This is a genomic window from Roseomonas sp. E05 (assembly GCF_030063475.1).
GTDB lineage: Bacteria > Pseudomonadota > Alphaproteobacteria > Acetobacterales > Acetobacteraceae > Pseudoroseomonas.
The window spans coordinates 487,550-505,206 of the sequence record NZ_JASIRT010000001.1 but is presented as its reverse complement, the minus strand read 5'-3'; the positions used below and the strand labels follow the sequence as shown (position 1 = coordinate 505,206).

At 72.5% G+C, this 17,657-nt stretch carries 15 protein-coding genes; 11 read left to right on the top strand and 4 right to left on the bottom strand.

Annotated features, from left to right (window positions below):
• Positions 1–49: 49 nt before the first annotated feature.
• Positions 50–1,282, bottom strand: coding sequence for an ABC transporter substrate-binding protein (locus QMO56_RS02380; protein ID WP_283523421.1), 1,233 nt, complete (start codon positions 1,280–1,282; stop codon positions 50–52).
• Between the two features lie 233 nt (positions 1,283–1,515).
• Between QMO56_RS02380 and QMO56_RS02375 the strand changes: the two genes are divergently transcribed.
• On the top strand, positions 1,516–2,286 hold the full coding sequence (locus QMO56_RS02375) for an SDR family NAD(P)-dependent oxidoreductase (RefSeq protein WP_283523420.1): 771 nt from the start codon (positions 1,516–1,518) through the stop codon (positions 2,284–2,286).
• On the top strand, positions 2,271–3,053 hold the full coding sequence (locus QMO56_RS02370) for a FadR/GntR family transcriptional regulator (RefSeq protein ID WP_283523419.1): 783 nt from the start codon (positions 2,271–2,273) through the stop codon (positions 3,051–3,053). The genes QMO56_RS02375 and QMO56_RS02370 overlap by 16 nt, the downstream gene beginning before the upstream one ends.
• Before the next feature lie 117 nt (positions 3,054–3,170).
• Here the strand turns inward: QMO56_RS02370 and QMO56_RS02365 are convergent, their stop codons facing one another.
• From QMO56_RS02365 to QMO56_RS02355, 3 genes are read right to left on the bottom strand one after another with little or no spacing between them, the layout of a single operon-like run.
• Positions 3,171–3,935: an SDR family NAD(P)-dependent oxidoreductase gene (locus tag QMO56_RS02365; RefSeq protein ID WP_283523418.1), complete on the bottom strand. Its 765-nt coding sequence runs from the start codon at positions 3,933–3,935 to the stop codon at positions 3,171–3,173.
• Positions 3,936–3,946: 11 nt separating this feature from the next.
• Positions 3,947–4,687, bottom strand: a complete 741-nt coding sequence (locus tag QMO56_RS02360) for an SDR family NAD(P)-dependent oxidoreductase (protein ID WP_283523417.1) — start codon at positions 4,685–4,687, stop codon at positions 3,947–3,949.
• A 26-nt stretch (positions 4,688–4,713) separates the two neighbouring features.
• A complete protein-coding gene (locus QMO56_RS02355) occupies positions 4,714–5,361 on the bottom strand; it encodes a GntR family transcriptional regulator (RefSeq protein WP_283523416.1) in 648 nt (215 codons plus the stop codon).
• 230 nt (positions 5,362–5,591) lie between these two features.
• On the opposite strand from QMO56_RS02355, the gene QMO56_RS02350 reads away from it, so the two are divergent.
• The 9 genes from QMO56_RS02350 to QMO56_RS02310 all read left to right on the top strand — a co-directional run bounded on the left by QMO56_RS02350 (position 5,592) and on the right by QMO56_RS02310 (position 17,491).
• Positions 5,592–7,766 (top strand): thiamine pyrophosphate-dependent enzyme, encoded by a 2,175-nt coding sequence (locus tag QMO56_RS02350; RefSeq protein ID WP_283523415.1) that lies wholly within the window; start codon positions 5,592–5,594, stop codon positions 7,764–7,766.
• Positions 7,767–7,919: 153 nt separating this feature from the next.
• A complete protein-coding gene (locus tag QMO56_RS02345) occupies positions 7,920–8,951 on the top strand; it encodes an FUSC family protein (protein WP_283523414.1) in 1,032 nt (343 codons plus the stop codon).
• Positions 8,952–9,075: 124 nt separating this feature from the next.
• Positions 9,076–10,032: a hypothetical protein gene (locus tag QMO56_RS02340; RefSeq protein WP_283523413.1), complete on the top strand. Its 957-nt coding sequence runs from the start codon at positions 9,076–9,078 to the stop codon at positions 10,030–10,032.
• A 36-nt stretch (positions 10,033–10,068) separates the two neighbouring features.
• Positions 10,069–11,397, top strand: coding sequence for a hypothetical protein (locus tag QMO56_RS02335; RefSeq protein WP_283523412.1), 1,329 nt, complete (start codon positions 10,069–10,071; stop codon positions 11,395–11,397).
• Between the two features lie 8 nt (positions 11,398–11,405).
• Entirely contained in the window at positions 11,406–13,229 is a 1,824-nt protein-coding gene (locus QMO56_RS02330) for a hypothetical protein (protein ID WP_283523411.1), read from the top strand.
• Between the two features lie 56 nt (positions 13,230–13,285).
• On the top strand, positions 13,286–14,569 hold the full coding sequence (locus QMO56_RS02325; protein ID WP_283523410.1) for a hypothetical protein: 1,284 nt from the start codon (positions 13,286–13,288) through the stop codon (positions 14,567–14,569).
• A 70-nt stretch (positions 14,570–14,639) separates the two neighbouring features.
• Positions 14,640–15,743, top strand: coding sequence for a hypothetical protein (locus QMO56_RS02320; protein ID WP_283523409.1), 1,104 nt, complete (start codon positions 14,640–14,642; stop codon positions 15,741–15,743).
• A 27-nt stretch (positions 15,744–15,770) separates the two neighbouring features.
• Positions 15,771–16,700 carry a hypothetical protein gene (locus QMO56_RS02315; RefSeq protein ID WP_283523408.1) on the top strand — a complete coding sequence of 310 codons (930 nt, stop codon included), beginning with the start codon at positions 15,771–15,773 and terminating at the stop codon, positions 16,698–16,700.
• The gene (locus tag QMO56_RS02310) at positions 16,697–17,491 is read left to right on the top strand and encodes a hypothetical protein (protein WP_283523407.1); all 795 of its coding nucleotides are present in this window, start codon (positions 16,697–16,699) and stop codon (positions 17,489–17,491) included. The genes QMO56_RS02315 and QMO56_RS02310 overlap by 4 nt, the downstream gene beginning before the upstream one ends.
• Positions 17,492–17,657: the final 166 nt, after the last annotated feature.

Here is a 17,657-nt window from a genome sequence, read left to right as displayed (position 1 = left end):
GCGGGCGTCCGCACCCCGGCGAGGGGGAGCGGGCGCCCGCGCGTCAGGCTCAGGTGCCGAGCACCGGCTTCAGCTCCTTCACCGCCGCCTTCTTCGGGAAGACGGTGACCAGCTCGCCGCCCTGCCACTGCATCAGGAAGGGATCGGCCCGCTCATTCTGCCCGGCCTCGTTGAACTTGGCGCCCCAGCCGGTCGCGGTGCTGCCCATCGGCTTGTCCACCGCGAGCACGGCGGTGCGGAGGGCGCCGGCGCTGAGGTCCTTCGCCGCCTCCATCGCATCGAGGAAGACATGGCCGCCCATGTAGTTCGCCAGGCTGTGGCCGGAGCGCGGCGCCATACCGTACTTCGCTTGGTACTTCTTGAGGAAATCCGGCATGCCCGGTGCCGCCTCCGGGTTGGTCTGGTATTGCGTGAAATCGACGTCCAGTGCGCCTTCCATGTTCTCGGCGCCGATCGCCTGCATGGTGTCGCGCAGCGAGTAGCCGCCGCCGGCGCCGATCACCGCCTTCGGCTTGTAGGCCTGCTCGCGCATCTGGCGGAAGAACAGCACGGTGTCGTTCTGGTAGGAGGTCTGCAGAACGACATCCGCGCCCGCCGACTTCAGGCGCAGCACGACCGGCGTCAGGTCCACCGACTTCGCCGAATAGGGCAGGGTTTCGACCAGGTTGAGCCCGATCTCCTGCACGCGCTTCTTCTGGTAGCCGGCGACGGTCTGCCCGTAGAGCGAATCCTCGTGGATGATGGCGACCTTCAGGCTCTTGGGGTCGGTGTTGAAGGCCGGCGCGACGGCGTCACGCACCGCGTCCACCATGGCGCGGGCGAAGCTCGCCGCCGTCGGGTTGGTGCGGAAGATGTACTTGAAGCCGCGTTCGGTGATCGGGTCGGAGATCGCGCCCATCTCGAAATAGGGGATCTGCGCCAGTTCCGTCACCTGCGAGGCGGCGAGGCAGAGCGAGGAGGAGTAGGTGCCGAAGACGCAGGTGACGCGCTCGACCGAGGTGAGCCGCCGCGCCTCGCCAACCGCCTGGTTGGGGTCCACCGCGTCGCCGCGCACGATCTGGAGCTGGCGGCCCTTCACGCCGCCGGCGGCATTGCGCTCCTCGATGGCGATCTCGAGGCCGCGGAAGCTCTCGTCGCCCAGCAGGGCGAGGCCGCCGGAGAAGGGATAGAGCGCGCCGACCTTGATCGGGCCGGACTGCGCGAAGCTGCGGGAGATGCCAAAGGGGGTGGCCGCCAGGGCGATGCCACTGGCCAGCGCGCCGCGCCGGGTAATGCCCGTCATCATTCCTCCTCGCGCCCCATTGGCGGGGCGTTGCTTGCTTTCGTGGACATGCGACGTCCGCTCCGGGCGGAGCGCCGTCATTGCGGCAAGAATGCAGGCAACCAAGTTGCCTGACAAGTCCATCTTCGCTACGAATCCCGCAAGGCGCCGTCATGCAACGCAGCGCCACGAGGACAACGCCCGATGCATGCAAGCCACCACCATTGCCTCCGCCACAGCCGGGAGGGCCGCCGATGAGCAGCCATGTCGGGCGGGTCGCTGTCGTCACCGGCGCCGGGCGCGGAATCGGCCGCGCGATCGCCGATGCGCTGGCCGCGGCGGGCGCCGCCACGGCCTATCTCGACACCGACGCCGCGCTGGCCGAGACGGCTGCTGCCGAGGCCAGGGCGCGCGGCCTGAAAACCATGGCCCAAACGGTCGATGTCGCTGACGAGGCGGCCGTCGGCGCCACCTTCGCCGCCGTGGCGGCCAGCTTCGGCCCGGTGGACGTGCTGGTGAACAATGCCGGCATCTCGCCCAAGAGCGGCGCCGACGGCCGCCGCGCCGAGGCCGGCGCCGTGGGTCTCGACGAATGGCGCCGCGTGCTGGACGTCAACCTGACCGGCGCCTTCCTCTGCACCCGCGCCGTGCTGCCGGGCATGCACAAGCTCGGGCGCGGGCAGATCGTCAACATGGCCTCGGTCGCCGGGCGCACCTATTGCGACATCGTGGCCGTGCACTATGCCGCCACCAAGGCGGCGCTGATCGGCATGACCAAGCACCTGGCGGGCGAGCAGGGGCCCTATGGCATTTCCGTCAACGCCATCGCACCCGGCCGCATCGACACGCCGCTGATGCGTGGCTCGGCGCCGGAGGCCAATGAGGCGGCCCGGATGGCGACGCCGCTGCGCCGCCTCGGCACCCCGGAGGATGTGGCGGCGGCCTGCCTGTTCCTGACCTCCACGGCGGGCGCCTTCGTCACCGGCCAGGTCTGCGATGTGGCGGGCGGATGGCTGCTGACCTGAGCAGCAATGCCCGGGGCGGGGCCGCCCGGCCGCGTGCCGCGCGGGAGGCGGACCCGCCCGGCCTGCTCGACCGCGCGCCCTCGCTCGCCGCCACCCTGGCGCAGCGCCTGCGCGGGGAGATCCTCTCCGGCCGCTTCGCCGTCGGCGACCGGCTGCCCACCGAGCAGGCCATGGCAGCCAGTTACGGCGTCAGCCGGCCCATCGTGCGCGAGGCCATCGGCCGCCTCAAGCATGACGGGTTGGTTACCACGCGCCAGGGGGCGGGCGCTTTCGTCGCCGAGCGGCGGGACGTCGCCAGTTTCCGGCTGGACGTCACCGACTTCGGCAACGCGGCCGAGATCCGCAACATCGTCGAACTGCTGATGGCCGTGGAATCGGCGGCGACCGGCCACGCCGCCATCCGCCGCAGCACCGCTGAACTGGCCAGCATCGAGGACCGCCTTCGCGCCATGCAAGCCGCGATCGACCGCGGCGAGACCGGGGTGGACGAGGATGTGGCCTTCCACCGCGCCATCATCGAGGCGAGCGGCAATCCCTTCTTCCGCGACCTCTCCGAATTCCTCGATCGTCGCGTGCGCACCTTCATCCGCGCCGCCCGCGCCAATACGGCGCGCCGGCATGGGCTGACGCAGGTGGTGCAGCGCGAGCACGAGGCGATCTTCGAGGCCATCGCGGCGGGCGATGCGGCAGCCGCACGCCAGGCGGCGGAAAACCATCTGGTGCAGGCGGCGAACCGGCTGGCAGTCTATCTCTCCAGGGGCGGGTAAAAGGCTGGGGGAAGGAATTCCCCCAGACCCCCATCTTCTTTCTTCGAGTTTTCCGCACCTGCTGGGAATGGCAGAAAAAAGAAGGGGGTTCGGGGGAATTCCTTCCCCCGACCTTGCTCAGACGTATCCATAGGCGGTCCAGCCGCCATCCACGCCCAGCACATGCCCGGTGATGAAGGCGCTGCGCGGCTCGCAGAGATAGAGCACGGCATCCGCGATCTCCTCGGCCGTGCCGAGCCGGCCCTGTGGCGTGCGCCGCGTCAGCGCGGCCAGGTCCACCTTGCCGATGGCCGCCAGATCCTCCAGCAGCGCGGTGCGGATATAGCCCGGCGCCACGGCGTTGACGCGGATGCCGAAGCCCGCCCATTCCACCGCCAGCGACTTCGTCATCATCACCACGGCAGCCTTGGATGCGGTGTAGGCGATCCGGTTCGGCGCGGCGACCACGCCATACATCGAGGCCATGTTGACGATGCAGCCGCTGCCTTGCGCCTGCATTCGCCGCCCTGCCTCGCGCGCGCACCAGAACACGCCGTCGAGGTTGATGCTCATGCCGCGGCGCCACTCCTCGTCCGTCACCTCCAGCGTGGGGCGATTGGCGCTGATGCCGGCATTGTTGATGAGGATGTCCAGCCGCCCGAGCCGCGCATCCAGCGTCGCGAAGGCGCCGCGCACCGCCTCGGGATCGGCCACCGAGGCAATGACGGTTGTTGCCTGCACGCCGTCCGCGCGCAGCAGGGCAGCGGTTTCCTCCGCCGCCGCGGCATCCACGTCCCACACCGCGACATGCGCGCCGGCGCGGCCCAGCGCCAGGCAGGTGGCGCGGCCGATGCCCGCGCCGCCGCCGGTGACGACCGCCATGCGGTCCTTCAGAACAGCCATTCGCGCCCCCTTCAACCGGCCATGTAGAGGCCGCCATTCACCTGCATCACCTCGCCGGTGATGAAGCTGGCGGCCTCCGAGCAGAGAAAGGCGATGACCGAGGCGATCTCCTCCGGCTGGCCGAGCCGGGCCAGCGGCGTCTGCGCCAGGATGGCCTCGCCGCGCGCCGCCATCAGCTCGTTGATCATCGGCGTGTCGATGATGCCGGGCGAGACGGCGTTCACCCGCGTGCGCGGCGCCAGCTCCAGCGCCAGGCTGCGCGTCAGGCCGAGCAGCGCGCTCTTGCTGGCGGAATAGTGCGCGTGGCTGTGGCTGCCGCGATGCGCCGCCAGCGAGGCGAGCAGCACGATGGATGCCTTCTCCCGCAGCGCGGGCAGCACGGCGCGGCAGAGATGGAAGACGCCATCCAGGTTCACCGCCATCACCTGCCGCCAGGCGGCCTCCTCCATCGCGTCGAAGCGGGTGCCGGGATAGATGCCGGCGGCGGGCACCAGGAAGTCCACGCCGCCGAAGCGCTCCTTCGCCAGCGCCACGGCGGCGGCGGCATCGGCGGGGCGGGTGGCGTCGTAGCGCAGGGCGGCGATGCGCTCGCCGCCAAGCTCATCCGCCAGGGCTTTGAGCGGCGCCTCCTGCAGGTCGGCCAGCACCAGCGCGGCGCCGGCGGCATGGAACAGCTTCGCCGTCTCGCGCGCGATGCCGCCGCCGGCGCCGGTCAGCAGCAGGCAACGGCCGGTGAAGTCGGTGGTGAGCATTGATTCGTTCCCTCCGTTCTTGTCGTTCAGAAGATGTCGGTCCGCGTCGCCAGCTCGCGGCGGGTGCGGCGGATGTGCAGGCGCAGCAGCTCCTCCGCGCCGTGCCGGTCGCGGCGCTGGATCGCCTCCATCAGCAGCCGGTGCTCATGGTGCACGGCCCAGCGCCCCTCGGTGCCGATCAGCACGGTATAGGCGCGGCGATACTGCTGCATGGTGTTCCAGAAGCGCTCGATCATCGCCATCAGTCGCGGCATGTCGGCGCGGCGGTAGCTGCGGAGATGGAAGTCGCGATCGAGCCGCAGGAAGTCGTCCACGTCCGGCGCGTTCTCGATGGCCACGACCAGGCCCGACAGCTCGGCGATGTCCTCCGGCGTGAGGGCGCCGACGCTCTCGCCCAGCGCCATCGGCTCCAGCCGCTCGCGGATGCGGTAGATCTCGACGCATTCGGCACGGTCGAGCCGTGCCACCCAGGCGCCGCTATGCGGCACCAGCGTCACCAGCCCCTCGGATTCGAGCTGCCGCAGGGCCTCGCGCACGGGGATGCGGCTGGTGGCGAAGCGCGCCGCCACCTCCTCCTGCCGGATGCGGCTGCCCGGGGCGAGGCTGCCCGTGAGGATCGCCTGGCGCAGCGCCTCGGCCACGCGCCCGCTGCTCAGCGCCTCGCCGCCATCCATGGACTGTCCTCCTGCCCAGCCTGATTGGATACAATCATGGCGCACCTCGTCGCAAGGTGCACGGTGTTAAAGGGAGATCGTCGGGGCGCTGGCTTGCGATTGGATACGATCCTCGCCAGAATGCCGGCCAAGAGCAGAAGGCCCACCTTGTCTCGCGTGGGTCAGGGAGAGGTCCGCCATGCATCCAGCCGCCCCCCGCCAGCCATCCTGCGCCGCGCGCGGGGGCTGTCATGCCTGAGCTGCGGAACCTTTCCCCCGCCCAGCCCTGGGTCGAGCTGCGCGCCACCGAGGCTGACTGGGATGCCGTGCCCGCCGGGGAGCTCGGCCGCCTGCTGACCGGCCTGCACCTGATCCGCGCCTTCGAGGAGGAGGTGCTGCAACTGGCGGGCGAGGGGCTGGTGCATGGCCCGGCGCATTCCTCCATCGGCCAGGAAGGCGGCGCGATGGGCGCCATCCTGCCCCTGCGCGGCAATGATCAGGTGAACGGCTCGCATCGCGGCCACCACCACTTCCTCGCCAAGGCGCTGCTGCATGTGGCGGAAGCGCAGACGCTGGCGCCCGACGCCGCCTTCGACGGCGGCATCCACCGCACGCTGCATGGCGCGCTGGCCGAGATCATGGGCCTGACGCCGGGCTTCTGCCGGGGGCGCGGCGGCTCCATGCACCTGCGCTGGCGCGAGGCGGGGGTGCTCGGCACCAATGCCATCGTCGGCGGTGGCGTGCCGCTGGCGGCCGGCGCCGCCTGGGCGCACAAACATGCCGGCACGGGCGATGTCGCGGTCACCTTCTTCGGCGACGGCGCCACGAATATCGGCTCCGTGCTGGAGACGATGAACCTGGCGGCGGCCTGGAAGCTGCCGCTGGTCTTCTTCATCGAGAACAACCGCTATGCCGTGGCCACCGCCGTCGAGGAAGTGACGGCGGAGCCACGCCTTTCCGCGCGCGGCCTCGGCTTCGGCATCCCCGCCTGGCGGGTGGACGGCATGGACCCGGTGGCGGTCTCGCTGGCCATGCAGCAGGCGCTGGCGCGCGCGCGGGCGGGGGAGGGGCCGGCCATCATCGAGGCCGAGCTGTACCGCTACTTCCACCAGAACGGCCCGCTGCCCGGCAGCGCCTTCGGCTACCGCAGCAAGCAGGAGGAGGCCGAGTGGCGCGCGCGCGATCCGCTCGACCACGTCGCCGCCGCGATGCAGCGGCGCGGCCTGATCCGTGCCGAGGAGGTGGCCGCGCTGCGCCAGCGCGCGGTGGGCACCATGGCCGCCATCGCCGGCGAGCTGACGGAGATGCAGGGCAACCGCCGCGCCGTTCGGCCGTCGCTCTGGCCCTCGCCGGATTTCCGTGATGTCGGCATTCGCGGCGACCTTTCCGAGCTGGGCGGGCTGCGCGCGCTGGAGCGCGACACGCCGCGCGGCGGCGTCACGGAGCAGAAGTTTGTCGATGTGGTCGCCGATGTGATGGGCCGGCGCATGGAGCGGGACCCACGCATCGTGCTGATGGGCGAGGATATCCATCGCCTGAAGGGCGGCACCAACGGCGCCACGCGCGGCCTCGCCGACCGCTTCCCCGGCCGCGTGCTGGGCACGCCGATCAGCGAGGCGGCCTTCTGCGGCCTTGGCGGCGGCATCGCCATGGACGGGCGCTTCCGCCCCGTCGTCGAGTTCATGTATCCGGACTTCATGTGGGTCGCCGCCGATCAGGTCTTCAACCAGATCGGCAAGGCCCGCCACATGTTCGGCGGCGATATCGACATGCCCTTCGTGCTGCGCACCAAGGTGGCGATGGGCACCGGCTACGGCTCGCAGCATTCGATGGACCCGGCGGGCATCTTCGCCACCGCGCCGGGCTGGCGCATCGTCGCGCCCTCCAACCCCGTGGACTATGTCGGCCTGATGAACGCCGCACTGGCCTGCAACGATCCGGTGCTGGTGATCGAGCATGTGGACCTCTACCAGCGCAGCATGCCCGCCCCCGCCGAGGATCTCGACTACATCATCCCGCCGGGCCGCGCGGCGCTGCGGCGCGAGGGGCGGCGCGCCACCGTCATCACCTATCTCTCGATGGTGCATCATGTGCTGGAGGCGGCGGAGCAGCGCGGCGCCGATGTGGACGTCATCGACCTGCGCTGGCTCGACCGCGCCAGCCTGGACTGGGAAACCATTTCGGCCAGCCTGCGCAAGACCAACAACGTCCTGATCGTCGAGCAGGGTGCGCAGGGCACCGCCTATGGCGCCTGGCTGGCCGACGAGATCCAGCGCCGCCTGTTCGACTGGCTCGATCAGCCCGTGCAGCGCGTCACCGGCGGCGAGGCCTCGCCCAGCATTTCCAAGGTGCTGGAGCGTGCGGCCTTCGCAGGCACCGAGGAGGTCGCCGAGGCACTCGACCGGCTGCTGCTGCACGCAGCCTGAGGGCTGGCGAGGTCTGGGGGATTCCTTCCCCAGACCTCCATCTTCCCTCTGCGAGTCCTGCGCGGCCCGCAGGGCTCCCGCGCAGCCCCGCAACGTCGGATGGCCGGGGCGGTTGAGCCTGCCATGGTGCTGCCCGGACTGAAATCCCTCCGCATGCCTGCCGGCTCCGGCCTTTGGCAGGCCATTCGCTTCGCCGTCCAGACCGTGGCGGCGGTTCTGGTCTCCTATGGTCTCGCCACCGTGCTGGCCCTGCCCGATGTCTCCTGGGCGATCTTTTCGGCGCTGTTCGTCATCCAGAGCAGCATCGGCGGAACCGTGAGCGCGGCGGCGGACCGCATGGCCGGTGCCCTGCTGGGCGCGGTGATGGCGCTGGCCTGCATCTTTGTGATCGGCATCGGGGAGTGGCGGACGGTGCTCGCCCTGGTGGCGGGCGTCGGCGCCATGGCGCTGGTCGCGGGCGCCCGGCCGCAGTTCAGCTATGGGCTGGTGACGGTGGCTATCCTGATCCTGGCGCCGGGTACGCAGGTGGTGGAGGATGCACTCCTCAAGGTCGCGGCCATCGCCCTGGGCTCGGCCGCCGGCGCCCTGGCCAGCGTGCTGGTGCTGCCCCGGCGGGCGCATCTGGCCGCCGAGCAGCATCTGGCGCGCGCGGTGGCGGGCTGCGGGGCGCTGCTCTCCGCCTGCATGGCGAAGATGCTGGCCCGCGACGCGCCCGACCTGCGGGCGGTGCACGCCAGCATCTCGGACGAGCTGACCCTCGCGGGCAAGATGTCGCGGCAGAGCCGGCTGCGGCTGCGGCTGGGCTCGGAGCAGCGCCGGCCTTCCGAGCTTCTCCGGCAGGTCGAGCGGCTCTGGTACACGCTGGCGCTGGTGGACCGCCTCAGCGGCGAGCCCCTGCCGGAGCAGGCGCGCCGCCTCCTGGCGGAACCGGTCCGTGACGCCGCGCGGGAGGCCGAGGACTTCCTGCGCAAGACGGGCGACGCATTGGCGCGGATGCAGCCGCCACCGCCAGCCGATCGTTTTCACGACCGCATCTGCGCGATCGCCGCGGCCATGGACCGGCTGCACAGGGAGGGCGGGCTGACGCGGCAGGAGGCGGAGCGCACCTTCGGGCTCTCCTTCGCCTGGGAGCAGGTCAGCCATAGCGTGAACGAGCTGCTGGCGCTGCTGCCGGAGCAGCCATAAGGCATTTGCCTTACGATGTTTGGCTGACTCCCGCGCCGCGCAGCCTGCGGCCTACCGTCGCCCTGCCGAGCCGTCGTCCGTGCTGCGAACGCCGGCGGCGATGACCATCGACGGGAGTGTGAAGATGGCGACCCCCGAGCAAGACGCCCTGCAGGACCTCGCCTACATCGAATCCGAGGGCGCCGCCGACATGGCGGGCGACTTCGCCGATGAGATGGGCGAGGGCGAGGAGGATTACGAATCCTTCGGCGCCGAGGACGAGTTCGACCCCTTCGGCGAGAGCGAGGACGGCGCGGACGGCTACATGGCCGATGCCTTCGGCGAAAGCGAGGACCAGCCGCTCGGCTACGAGGACGGGCTGGAGGCGGAGGAGGCCGAGGAGGTCATCACCCGCATGCTGGGCCAGACGCTGGGCGCCGAGAGCGAGGATGAGTTCTTCAAGGGCCTCGGCAAGTTCCTCAACAAGGCGAAGAGCGTGGTCGGCAAGGTGGCGCGCGGCGCGGCGCCGATCCTGCGGCTGATCCCGCACCCCGCGGCGCAGGGCGCGGCGGCGGTGGCCAATGTGCTGGGCAAGCTGCGGGCCGAGGGTGCCTCCACGGGCGAGGCGCTGGAGGCCGTTGCCGAGCTGGCGGCGCGCGGCGCGCCGGGCGCGGTGCCGATCGTCGCCGGCCTGGCGGCGCGCGAGGTGCTCAAGGGCGCCGCACCGCGGCTGCCGCTGGCGCAGCGGCAGCAGGCCGCCAGGACGCTCACCCGCGCCGCCACCACGCTGATGCGCGCGGGCGGTCCTTCCGCCACCCGCGCCCTGCCCAAGCTGGTTGCCAGCGTCAAGCGTACGGCTCCGGCCAATGGCACGCCGCCGGCGGCGCGGCCCAAGGTGGTCGCCCGCGCGGCAGCACGGCTGGCGCAGAACCCGCAGGCGCTGCAGCGGCTCTCCGCCCCTTCGCCGCGCGCGCGGGAACTGCTCGGCGGTGTCCGCATGCTGGCCGGCGGCCTCGGCGGCGGCTGGGGCGGGATGGGCGGCCGGCGGCGGCGCCGGATCCGCATTCCCGGTCCGGCAACCATCACCATCAGCATGGGCTAGGCAGGACGGCCGGGCGCCGCCGAGCGGAGACGGGCGATGGACGGAGTGATTCCCTCCGGCGGACGGGGCGGCGATGCGGCCGGACCGGTCGCGCGCTTCTTCGCCGCCAAGCGGCGCGGCCTGACCAGCCGCGCCCGGCGTCTCGTGTCGCTGACCCCGCTCTCGGTCGGGCTGCGCGCCGACGAGATGGCCTACGCGCCCTCCGCCGCGCATTTCGAGGCCGCCAACAAGCGGTTGCGTGCGATCGACCGCACCGTGCTCGCCCGCCTGCGCAGCCTGGCCGCCCTGCCGCCTGCGGCGCCGGACGAGGACCGGCTGCTGGCCATGGCCATGGTGGAGCGCGAGGTGGACCGGGCACGACGCGCCTTCGGCCTGTTCTTCGAGGTCTTTGCCCAGCGCGGCACCGCCTTCGCACGTCCGCTGGCGGCGCATGACGCCATCGCGCGCGACTGCTACGCCGCCGTCACCGCCGCCGCGCCGCGCATCTTCCACGGTACGCTTCTGCCGCCGCTCACCTATCTGGAGCACGGCTACTCGCCGGCGACCATGCGGCGCGGCGTCACCCTCAGCCGGCTGCTCGGCGAGACCAACCCGTTCCCGCTGATCCGCATTCCCTTCGACCGCGACCGGCCCTGGCAGGCCGTGTTCCTGCACGAGGTCGCGCACAACCTGCAGGCCGATCTCGGCCTGTGGGTGGAGAACCAGAACGCCGTTGTCGCGCGGCTGACCGAGATGCGAATGCCGCCGCAGGTGATCACCGTCTATGGGCGCTGGCAGAAGGAGATCTTCGCCGATCTCGCGGCGCTGCTGCTGGCCGGGCCCGCCGCCGCCGCCGGGATGGCCGAGTTCCTCGCCCACCCTTCGGACCGGGTGATGACCTACCGCCCCGGCGGGGCGCACCCGACCAACTACTTTCGCGTCCCCATCATGACGGAGATGCTCCGCCGCATGGGTTTCGGCGCGGAGGCAGCCGAGCTGAAGGGGGTGTGGCAGCGCCTCTACGACACGCGGCGCGGCCAGCGCATCCCGGCGGAGCTGCTGGCGGCGGCGCGGCGGGCCATCCCGGCCGTGGTGGACGAGATCGCCTTCCAGCCGCGCCGCGCCCTGGCCGAGCGCGCGCTCGCTTCCATCATGCCCTTCCGCGCGGCCGACCAGGCGGCGATCCGCCGTGGCGGGATGCTGCTGGCGCGCGGGCGGATGCCGCGCGACCTGCCGCCGCGCTTCCTGGTCGGGGCCTGCCGCTACGCGCTTGAGGCCGGGATGGCACCCAACGAGCTGGGGCGCGCCATGCTCGAGCGCCTGACGCCGCCGCCGGGCGCCGCCACGCCGGCCGCCGCCCCACCCCTCCAGTCTGACGCCGCATGAGGCCCCGCATGTCCGACGCTCCGTTCCTGCGCTCCGCGCCCCGTTCCAGCACCGCCATGCGCGCCGATGCCGCCCTGCGCGGCCGCAGCGACGTCGCGGTGCTCGCCGACAACATCATCCGCCAGCGCCTGCGCATCGGCGATCCGCGCGATCCCGCCGAGGTGGCGCGCGGGCTGCGGCGGCTCTTCCCCGAGGATGCCCGGCGGCTGGACGCCGAGGCCGCCGGCCTGCCCGGCCTGCCGCTCGGCGGCCCGCTGCCGGCGCTGCGCCCGGCCGAGGCGCTGGCGACCAGCGCCGAGATGGAGCGCGCCACCGTCGCGGTCGAGCGCGACCTCCAGGCGCTCGGCGCGGACCACCGCCTGCAGAGCATCGCGGAGGAACTGCGCGGCTGGACGCAGGCCATCCTCGGCATCATCGCCGATGGCCGCGCCGCCGCCGCCCTGGCGCTCGACCCGCGTGCGCGGGACCGTGTCTTCGGCGCCCGCCGCCAGCTCGGCGACTATGCGCGCATGGCGCGGCTCATCGGCGCGCTGTCGCTTTCCACCGGCTCCTCCTACCGGCGCCTGGCGCTGAACCTCGACGCCGTGGCGGCGCTGCTGCTGGTGCTGGCGGGCGAGACGCTGGCCGGGCAGAATCTGGGTGGCGCCCGTTTCCTTCCCTCGGTGCCGGCGAGCGAGCTGCAGGCGCGGCGGGATGCCGTGCTGGCCGGGCTGCGCGGGCTCACGGGCGTGACGGAGGAAGCGGCCTCCGGCGACAACTGGCCCTGGGGCCTGCATGCGCTGCGCGAGCTGCTGCGGCTGCTGGAAGGCAGCGGCCATCTCGATCTGCGCGCGCTGCTGGACGAGGCCACGCTGGGTCGCGCGATGGACGAGCTGGTCGAGCGCGCCGCGCGCACCGACGGCGCCGGGCTGCGCGCGCTGGGCGCGACGGCCGACCTCGCGGTGCACCGGCTGCACCGGCTGCTGAACCTGGTGGGCGACCGGGTGCAGCCGCCTTCGCCGGCGCTGACCTTCTTCCTGAAGGCGCTGCAGCTCTTCCTGGATGCCTTCGCGGCCAGCCGCAGCGGCTATCGCCTGCTCTTCATCGGCCGGCCGCCGATCGCGCTCTACGGCATGAACGGCATTGGCGGCCCGGATGACGGGACGCGGCGGCTGATGGCGCTGGTCCCGCTGCGCGGGCAGCTCGCCGAGCTGGCGGACTGCTTCCTGGGTTGCGACGGCTGCGCCGACGACGCGCTGTGCCAGATCCTGCTGGACAAGGTGCTCTACGACACCGACCGCGCCATCGATCTCTACACCCTGGGTTCCGACACGGACGGCGCCGGCGAGCCGGAATGGCGCGCCGCGGCCTATGGCGCGGTGGCGCAGGCCTTCCTCTCGCCGTTCATCCGGCCCAACGCCACGCCGCCCGATCCGCGGCCGGCCGACTGCGCGACCCGCAGCTGCTTCCCCCGCTCGCCCAGCCTGACCACGACGCTGGCGGGCATCCGGGACACGCTGTGGGAGGGCAAGCTGACGACCGGCGCCGTCCAGAACCAGGCTCCCCCTGCTCCCACGCAAAAGGACGTGGCGATCATGTCGCAGGAGCTTTGCCTGCAGAGCCTGTCGGAGGGCCGCATCGAATCGCTGGTGACGACGCTGGCGCCGGGCTGCCTGCCCGCCGGCCGGGTGGCCGAGGCGCTGCAGGCGCTGGTGCAGGACGCCATCAGCCGCATCGATCCGCTCGCCCTGCGCCGGGCGCCGGATTGCGGGGAGGCCGACATCGTCCCGCCGCCGCCGCCGGCGAGTTCGCTGGAGCCGTTCTTCCGTCTCGGGAAGTACCTCCCGCCCTGAGCGGCCTGCGGCCGGTGTCTCCCTCTCACGCAGCGTGAAACCCAAGGAGCGCAGCGATGCAAAAGTTCACTCCCCAGGCCGAGCAGATCGCCGCCCGCATCGAGCCTTTCGTCGCCGGCCTGCTCGCCGCGCTGATGCGCGGCTTCGGGAACGCCGCCTTCATGGCGCAGCAATCCTCCGGCACGCCGGCGATGCGGCACTACCTCCATGTGCCGCCCGGGAAGCGGGAGGAGTTCAGGCGCGCATGGCAGGCCATGGAGGTGGCGGAAAAGGACATCCGGGGCGGCTATGGCGTGACGAAGCAGCATGTCACGCAGTTCCTCGCGCCGCTCCGCAGCGAGGACGCCGGCAACCTTGCCGGCCCACTGGCGAATGCCGGGGCGCGGGACTGGAACTGCCAAAGCCTGGCCCTGGAAAGGGGCCGCCTGCGGGCCTGCGTGGCGAAGCTGCATCTCCAGGCCAATGCCTATGCGGTGGCGGTGGAGAGCGCCCTGGCCTGCGTGGCCATCGCCACGGAATGCGAGGCGGAGGACGCCTTCTGCGAGGAGGAGACATGGCCCGCGCCGGGTTCTGTCACCGCCGACCGGCCAGGGGGCGTGGGAAATGCCGTGCTCTGGAGCCCGGCGCCACGCGAGAGGCGCCTCCCGCGCGAAGCGATGGCGCGGGCCTGCGGCCAGCTTGCGGCGGGCCTGCGCGAGCCGGTCGCCGGGAACGTGGAGCGTGCCGCGCGGGACGCTGTCGGCGAGCGGAGTGAAAGTCTGTGGCTGGCCTATCAGGCGAGCGCCTCCGCGGCGAGGGGCCGGCAGGGTGAGAAGGGCGCACAGGCCGACAAGGCCGCGCCGCCGGCCGACCGCGCCACCATTGCCACCGTGATTGATACCTTTGCGGAGCATCTCGGGCAAAGGATGGCCGGACTGGCCCGCGAGGCGGTGGAGCGGGCCTATGGCGATGCCGCCTGCCAGCGGATGCTGCAGGAGGCGCTGCGGGCCGATGCCGGCGGCGGGGCCGCGCAGGATGCCATCGCGCGAGCCCTGGAAGCCTTCGTGCTCCACGCCGCCCTGCCCATGGCGGAGGAGATCGCCGGCGCGGCGGCCGATGCCGTGGCGACGCTGCCGCACGGCATCGGGCCAGGCGCCACCGCCAATCTCGGCCCGGAGACGATCAGCCAGGTCTTCCAGGGCGCGGCGGCGGAGGAACTGGCGCGCGGCCTGCGCACCTCGCTGCACGCCGCGGCGGTCGTCGCCGTCGCGGAGCGGGCGCCGGAACTCTGCGCCGGACTCGGCGCGCAGCTGGCGGCGGCGCTGGATGGGCAGGCAGGCGGAGCGGCCGTGGCACGGTGAGCCGGCACGGCGTGGGCGAAGGTCGCCGGAAGCGGCCCGCCGCAGGCGCGAGAAGCGGAGATTGCGAGAGATGGCCTACGACACACGGGATACGATCCGGAGCTTCTGGCAGCGCTTCGCGGCGGAGGAGCTCGAAGGCCTGGACCCGGCGCAGCGGGAGCGCGTCGCGCGCGAGTTCGAGGCCCGGCTGAGCGGGCTGACGGGCGCCGCGGCCGGCAACGCGCAGGGCGCCTTCTCCGACCTGGTCGGCCTCAGCCCGAACGGCCCGCCCGGCTTCGGCGCCATCGACTGGCCAGAGGTGGAGGCGGATTTCGATGCCTCCATCGTGCAGGGCCAGCTGCATGCGGTGGCGGAGCTCTACTTCGTCTGCCAGTACGACCGCATGGGCGCCTTCCGCGTCATCGACATCCTGCGCAGGATGTTCCACGAGGGGCGGATGAAGGTGCATCGCGGCCCTGGCGCGCGCGGGCTCTACCTGCTCGACAAGTGGCGCCCGCTCCGCTACGGGCCGGCCGAGCGCATGGCCGCCTACCGGCGCGTCTTCAACTACGGGCGTGGGCCGCGGCCGCCAGGCGCCATCGTCAACCTCAACTTCCATTTCCAGCTTGTCGCGCTGATGACCGCGCTGGCGCAGTATTTCCGCGATCTGACGATCAGCGAGGTGATCAAGACCGGCGCAACCCTCGACCAGCGGCCCTTCGGCACGCTGGCCGTCGTGCAGCGCATCGGCACCGACCTGCGCTACGCGCTCGACCGATCGAGCTACGGCAACGTGGTGGCGCTGGCGCTGGAGGCCAGCGCGCATCTGAAGCAGCTGCTGGAGATCCTCGACGCGCCCGACATCAAGAAGGCCTTCGACGCCAACAACAAGTGGCAGGTCTGGGAGGAGGTGCTGAACCGGCATTTCGGCGGCGCGCGCGAGCTGTCGCAGCGCGCCAAGATGGCCGAGGCCGGGCGCTACGTCCTGTACTGGATCGCCGACACGCCGCTCGACACCGCCACCAGCCCGGCCGAATTCCAGGCCTCGGCGCAGCGTGCGGCGGCCGAGGCGGAGGCCTGGCTGGCCGCCTACCGCATGACGGAGGAGGGCCGCCGCTTCCCCGGCGTCAGCGAGACGCTGCGCTGGGCCGTCGGCCTGCCGCGGCGCGACGCCCGCATGGCGCCCTCGCTCTGAGGCCGGGGCAGGAGGAGGGCCGGCGTCATGCGTGGGACAGCCTGGCGGGCGCGGGACCTGCTGGCGGCCGAGGAAGCCTCCTGGGCAATGCCGCCCGGGCTTGCCTGCGTGGTGGATGTCAGCCTCTCGCTCGCGCCGGGCGGCCTGCACTGGGCCATGGCACTGGCCGAGAACGTGCCCACCTGGCTGCCGCAGGGGCACTGGACGCTGGTGGAAGGCGTGGACACCTACCGCGCCCATCCACGCGTGCGGCGGCGGCTCGGCGGCGCGACGGGGCAGGCGGGCGCCGCCGCCTTCACCCGCGCCGCCAATGAGTGGCGGCACGCCCGCGACACGCTGAACCTGGAAGGCGCCTGCAACTTCTACTGGATTCTCGGCAGCTGGTCCGGCTCGGTGACGCCGAAGGAGAACGACCCGCTGTTGATCGCCCGGCATGACGCCCTGGCCTCCGGCCTCGACGCGCTGGCGGGGCTGGAACCGGGGGCGGAGGCGCTGAGTGGACGGCGCAACCTGCTCGACCTCGCCGCCATCGCCGCGCGCGGCGGCCCCGGCGGCCGGCCGCCACGCCCCGACATCCTGGCCGACTGCGCGCGCGATGCGCTGGCCCTGGCGGCGGCGCTCAACGGCCCGCGGCCAATGCTGCTGGTGGCGATGCGGAAGGAGGAGGCGCAGCCCTGGCTCGTCGATCGCCTTGAGCGCGCGCATGTGCCCTGCGCCCGGCTGGAGGATGGGCCCTGGCGCGAGGCGATGCGGCGGCGGCTGCACCCGCTGCTGCTCGCCTCGGGCCTGGCGGTGCCGATCGCCGGCGGCCTGCTGCGGCTGGCCGCCATGGCGGTGGCGGCGCCGCGCGCCCGCTGCACCCGGGCCGAGGGCATGCTGGACTGGAATGCCGGCACGGCAGCGACGGCCAAGGCCAGTTGGGAGAATGCCTGCGCCATCTGGTGGGAGGTCCCATGAGCGAGATCCGTGAAGCCTGGCCCGCTGCCAACCCTCGGCGCTGCGGCTGCGGCGGCACCTGCCTGCGCTGCGCCTCCGGCCGGACGCCCCCCGACCGGGCGGCGATCGACCGGCTGGCGCGGCGCAGCCTCAGTGCCGCGCTGGCCCATGCGCAGCACGGCCGCTTCGAGGGGGAGGCGGCCGCGCCCGAGGCGGGCACGCCGGCGGGGACGCTCCGCTTTCCCGCGGCGCACTGGGGCGGCTGGAAGGGCGCCATGCGGCTGGAGGAGGTGCTGCGCCTGCCGCGCGCCGGCGCCAGCACCTTCACGCGCGCCGGGGCGCGCGGCACCTTCGCGGCGCCACGCCTGCTCTACCGTGTCTGGAAGGAGCATTCCCGGGAGCCGCTCTATATCGGCATGGCCTTCCAGAGCACCATCGCCGAGCGCCTCGCCGACCATCTGCGCGATGCCATCCCGAAGCTGGCCGGCGCCACCCGCGCACATGTCCCGCACCGTGGCGGCCATGCGCTGGATGCCGCCGCGCGCCGGCGCGTCGAAGCGTGGCGGAAGGGCTTCTCGCCCGCGGTGTTCAAGGCCAGCCGCAGCGAATCCGAGCGGCTGCGGCTGCTGCTGGTGCGCGAGGAGGCGAATGGCGAGCTGGGGAAGGTGAAGGTCGCCTGGGGGGTGGTGACGCCTGCCGGGGGCACGCAGCTCGACGTGAAGACGCTCCACATCTTCGAACTGGCGCTCTGGGTGCAGGAGCGCCCACGCAGCTACCGCGCCGACCAGCGCGCCTTCGAGGATGCGCCATGAGACGGCGCCGGCCCCCAGAGCACGCTCCCGCCGCTTCCCGGCGGGGGCCGCAGCGGAGGTGACCCCATGAGACGGTTCCGCGGCTTTCCCCTCCGGCGCCCTGGCCTGGCGCGGCCGCACTGGGGCGTGCCAAGGGGGGGCGTCTGGCCCCTTCCGCCGCGGCCCG

Bases quoted from the DNA above. Each gene is read 5' to 3' on its own strand.
- QMO56_RS02380 (WP_283523421.1), bottom strand. From the start codon at position 1,282: ATGACGGGCATTACCCGGCGCGGCGCGCTGGCCAGTGGCATCGCCCTG.
- QMO56_RS02375 (WP_283523420.1), top strand. From the start codon at position 1,516: ATGAGCAGCCATGTCGGGCGGGTCGCTGTCGTCACCGGCGCCGGGCGC.
- QMO56_RS02370 (WP_283523419.1), top strand. From the start codon at position 2,271: ATGGCTGCTGACCTGAGCAGCAATGCCCGGGGCGGGGCCGCCCGGCCG.
- QMO56_RS02365 (WP_283523418.1), bottom strand. From the start codon at position 3,935: ATGGCTGTTCTGAAGGACCGCATGGCGGTCGTCACCGGCGGCGGCGCG.
- QMO56_RS02360 (WP_283523417.1), bottom strand. From the start codon at position 4,687: ATGCTCACCACCGACTTCACCGGCCGTTGCCTGCTGCTGACCGGCGCC.
- QMO56_RS02355 (WP_283523416.1), bottom strand. From the start codon at position 5,361: ATGGATGGCGGCGAGGCGCTGAGCAGCGGGCGCGTGGCCGAGGCGCTG.
- QMO56_RS02350 (WP_283523415.1), top strand. From the start codon at position 5,592: ATGCCTGAGCTGCGGAACCTTTCCCCCGCCCAGCCCTGGGTCGAGCTG.
- QMO56_RS02345 (WP_283523414.1), top strand. From the start codon at position 7,920: ATGCCTGCCGGCTCCGGCCTTTGGCAGGCCATTCGCTTCGCCGTCCAG.
- QMO56_RS02340 (WP_283523413.1), top strand. From the start codon at position 9,076: ATGGCGACCCCCGAGCAAGACGCCCTGCAGGACCTCGCCTACATCGAA.
- QMO56_RS02335 (WP_283523412.1), top strand. From the start codon at position 10,069: ATGGACGGAGTGATTCCCTCCGGCGGACGGGGCGGCGATGCGGCCGGA.
- QMO56_RS02330 (WP_283523411.1), top strand. From the start codon at position 11,406: ATGTCCGACGCTCCGTTCCTGCGCTCCGCGCCCCGTTCCAGCACCGCC.
- QMO56_RS02325 (WP_283523410.1), top strand. From the start codon at position 13,286: ATGCAAAAGTTCACTCCCCAGGCCGAGCAGATCGCCGCCCGCATCGAG.
- QMO56_RS02320 (WP_283523409.1), top strand. From the start codon at position 14,640: ATGGCCTACGACACACGGGATACGATCCGGAGCTTCTGGCAGCGCTTC.
- QMO56_RS02315 (WP_283523408.1), top strand. From the start codon at position 15,771: ATGCGTGGGACAGCCTGGCGGGCGCGGGACCTGCTGGCGGCCGAGGAA.
- QMO56_RS02310 (WP_283523407.1), top strand. From the start codon at position 16,697: ATGAGCGAGATCCGTGAAGCCTGGCCCGCTGCCAACCCTCGGCGCTGC.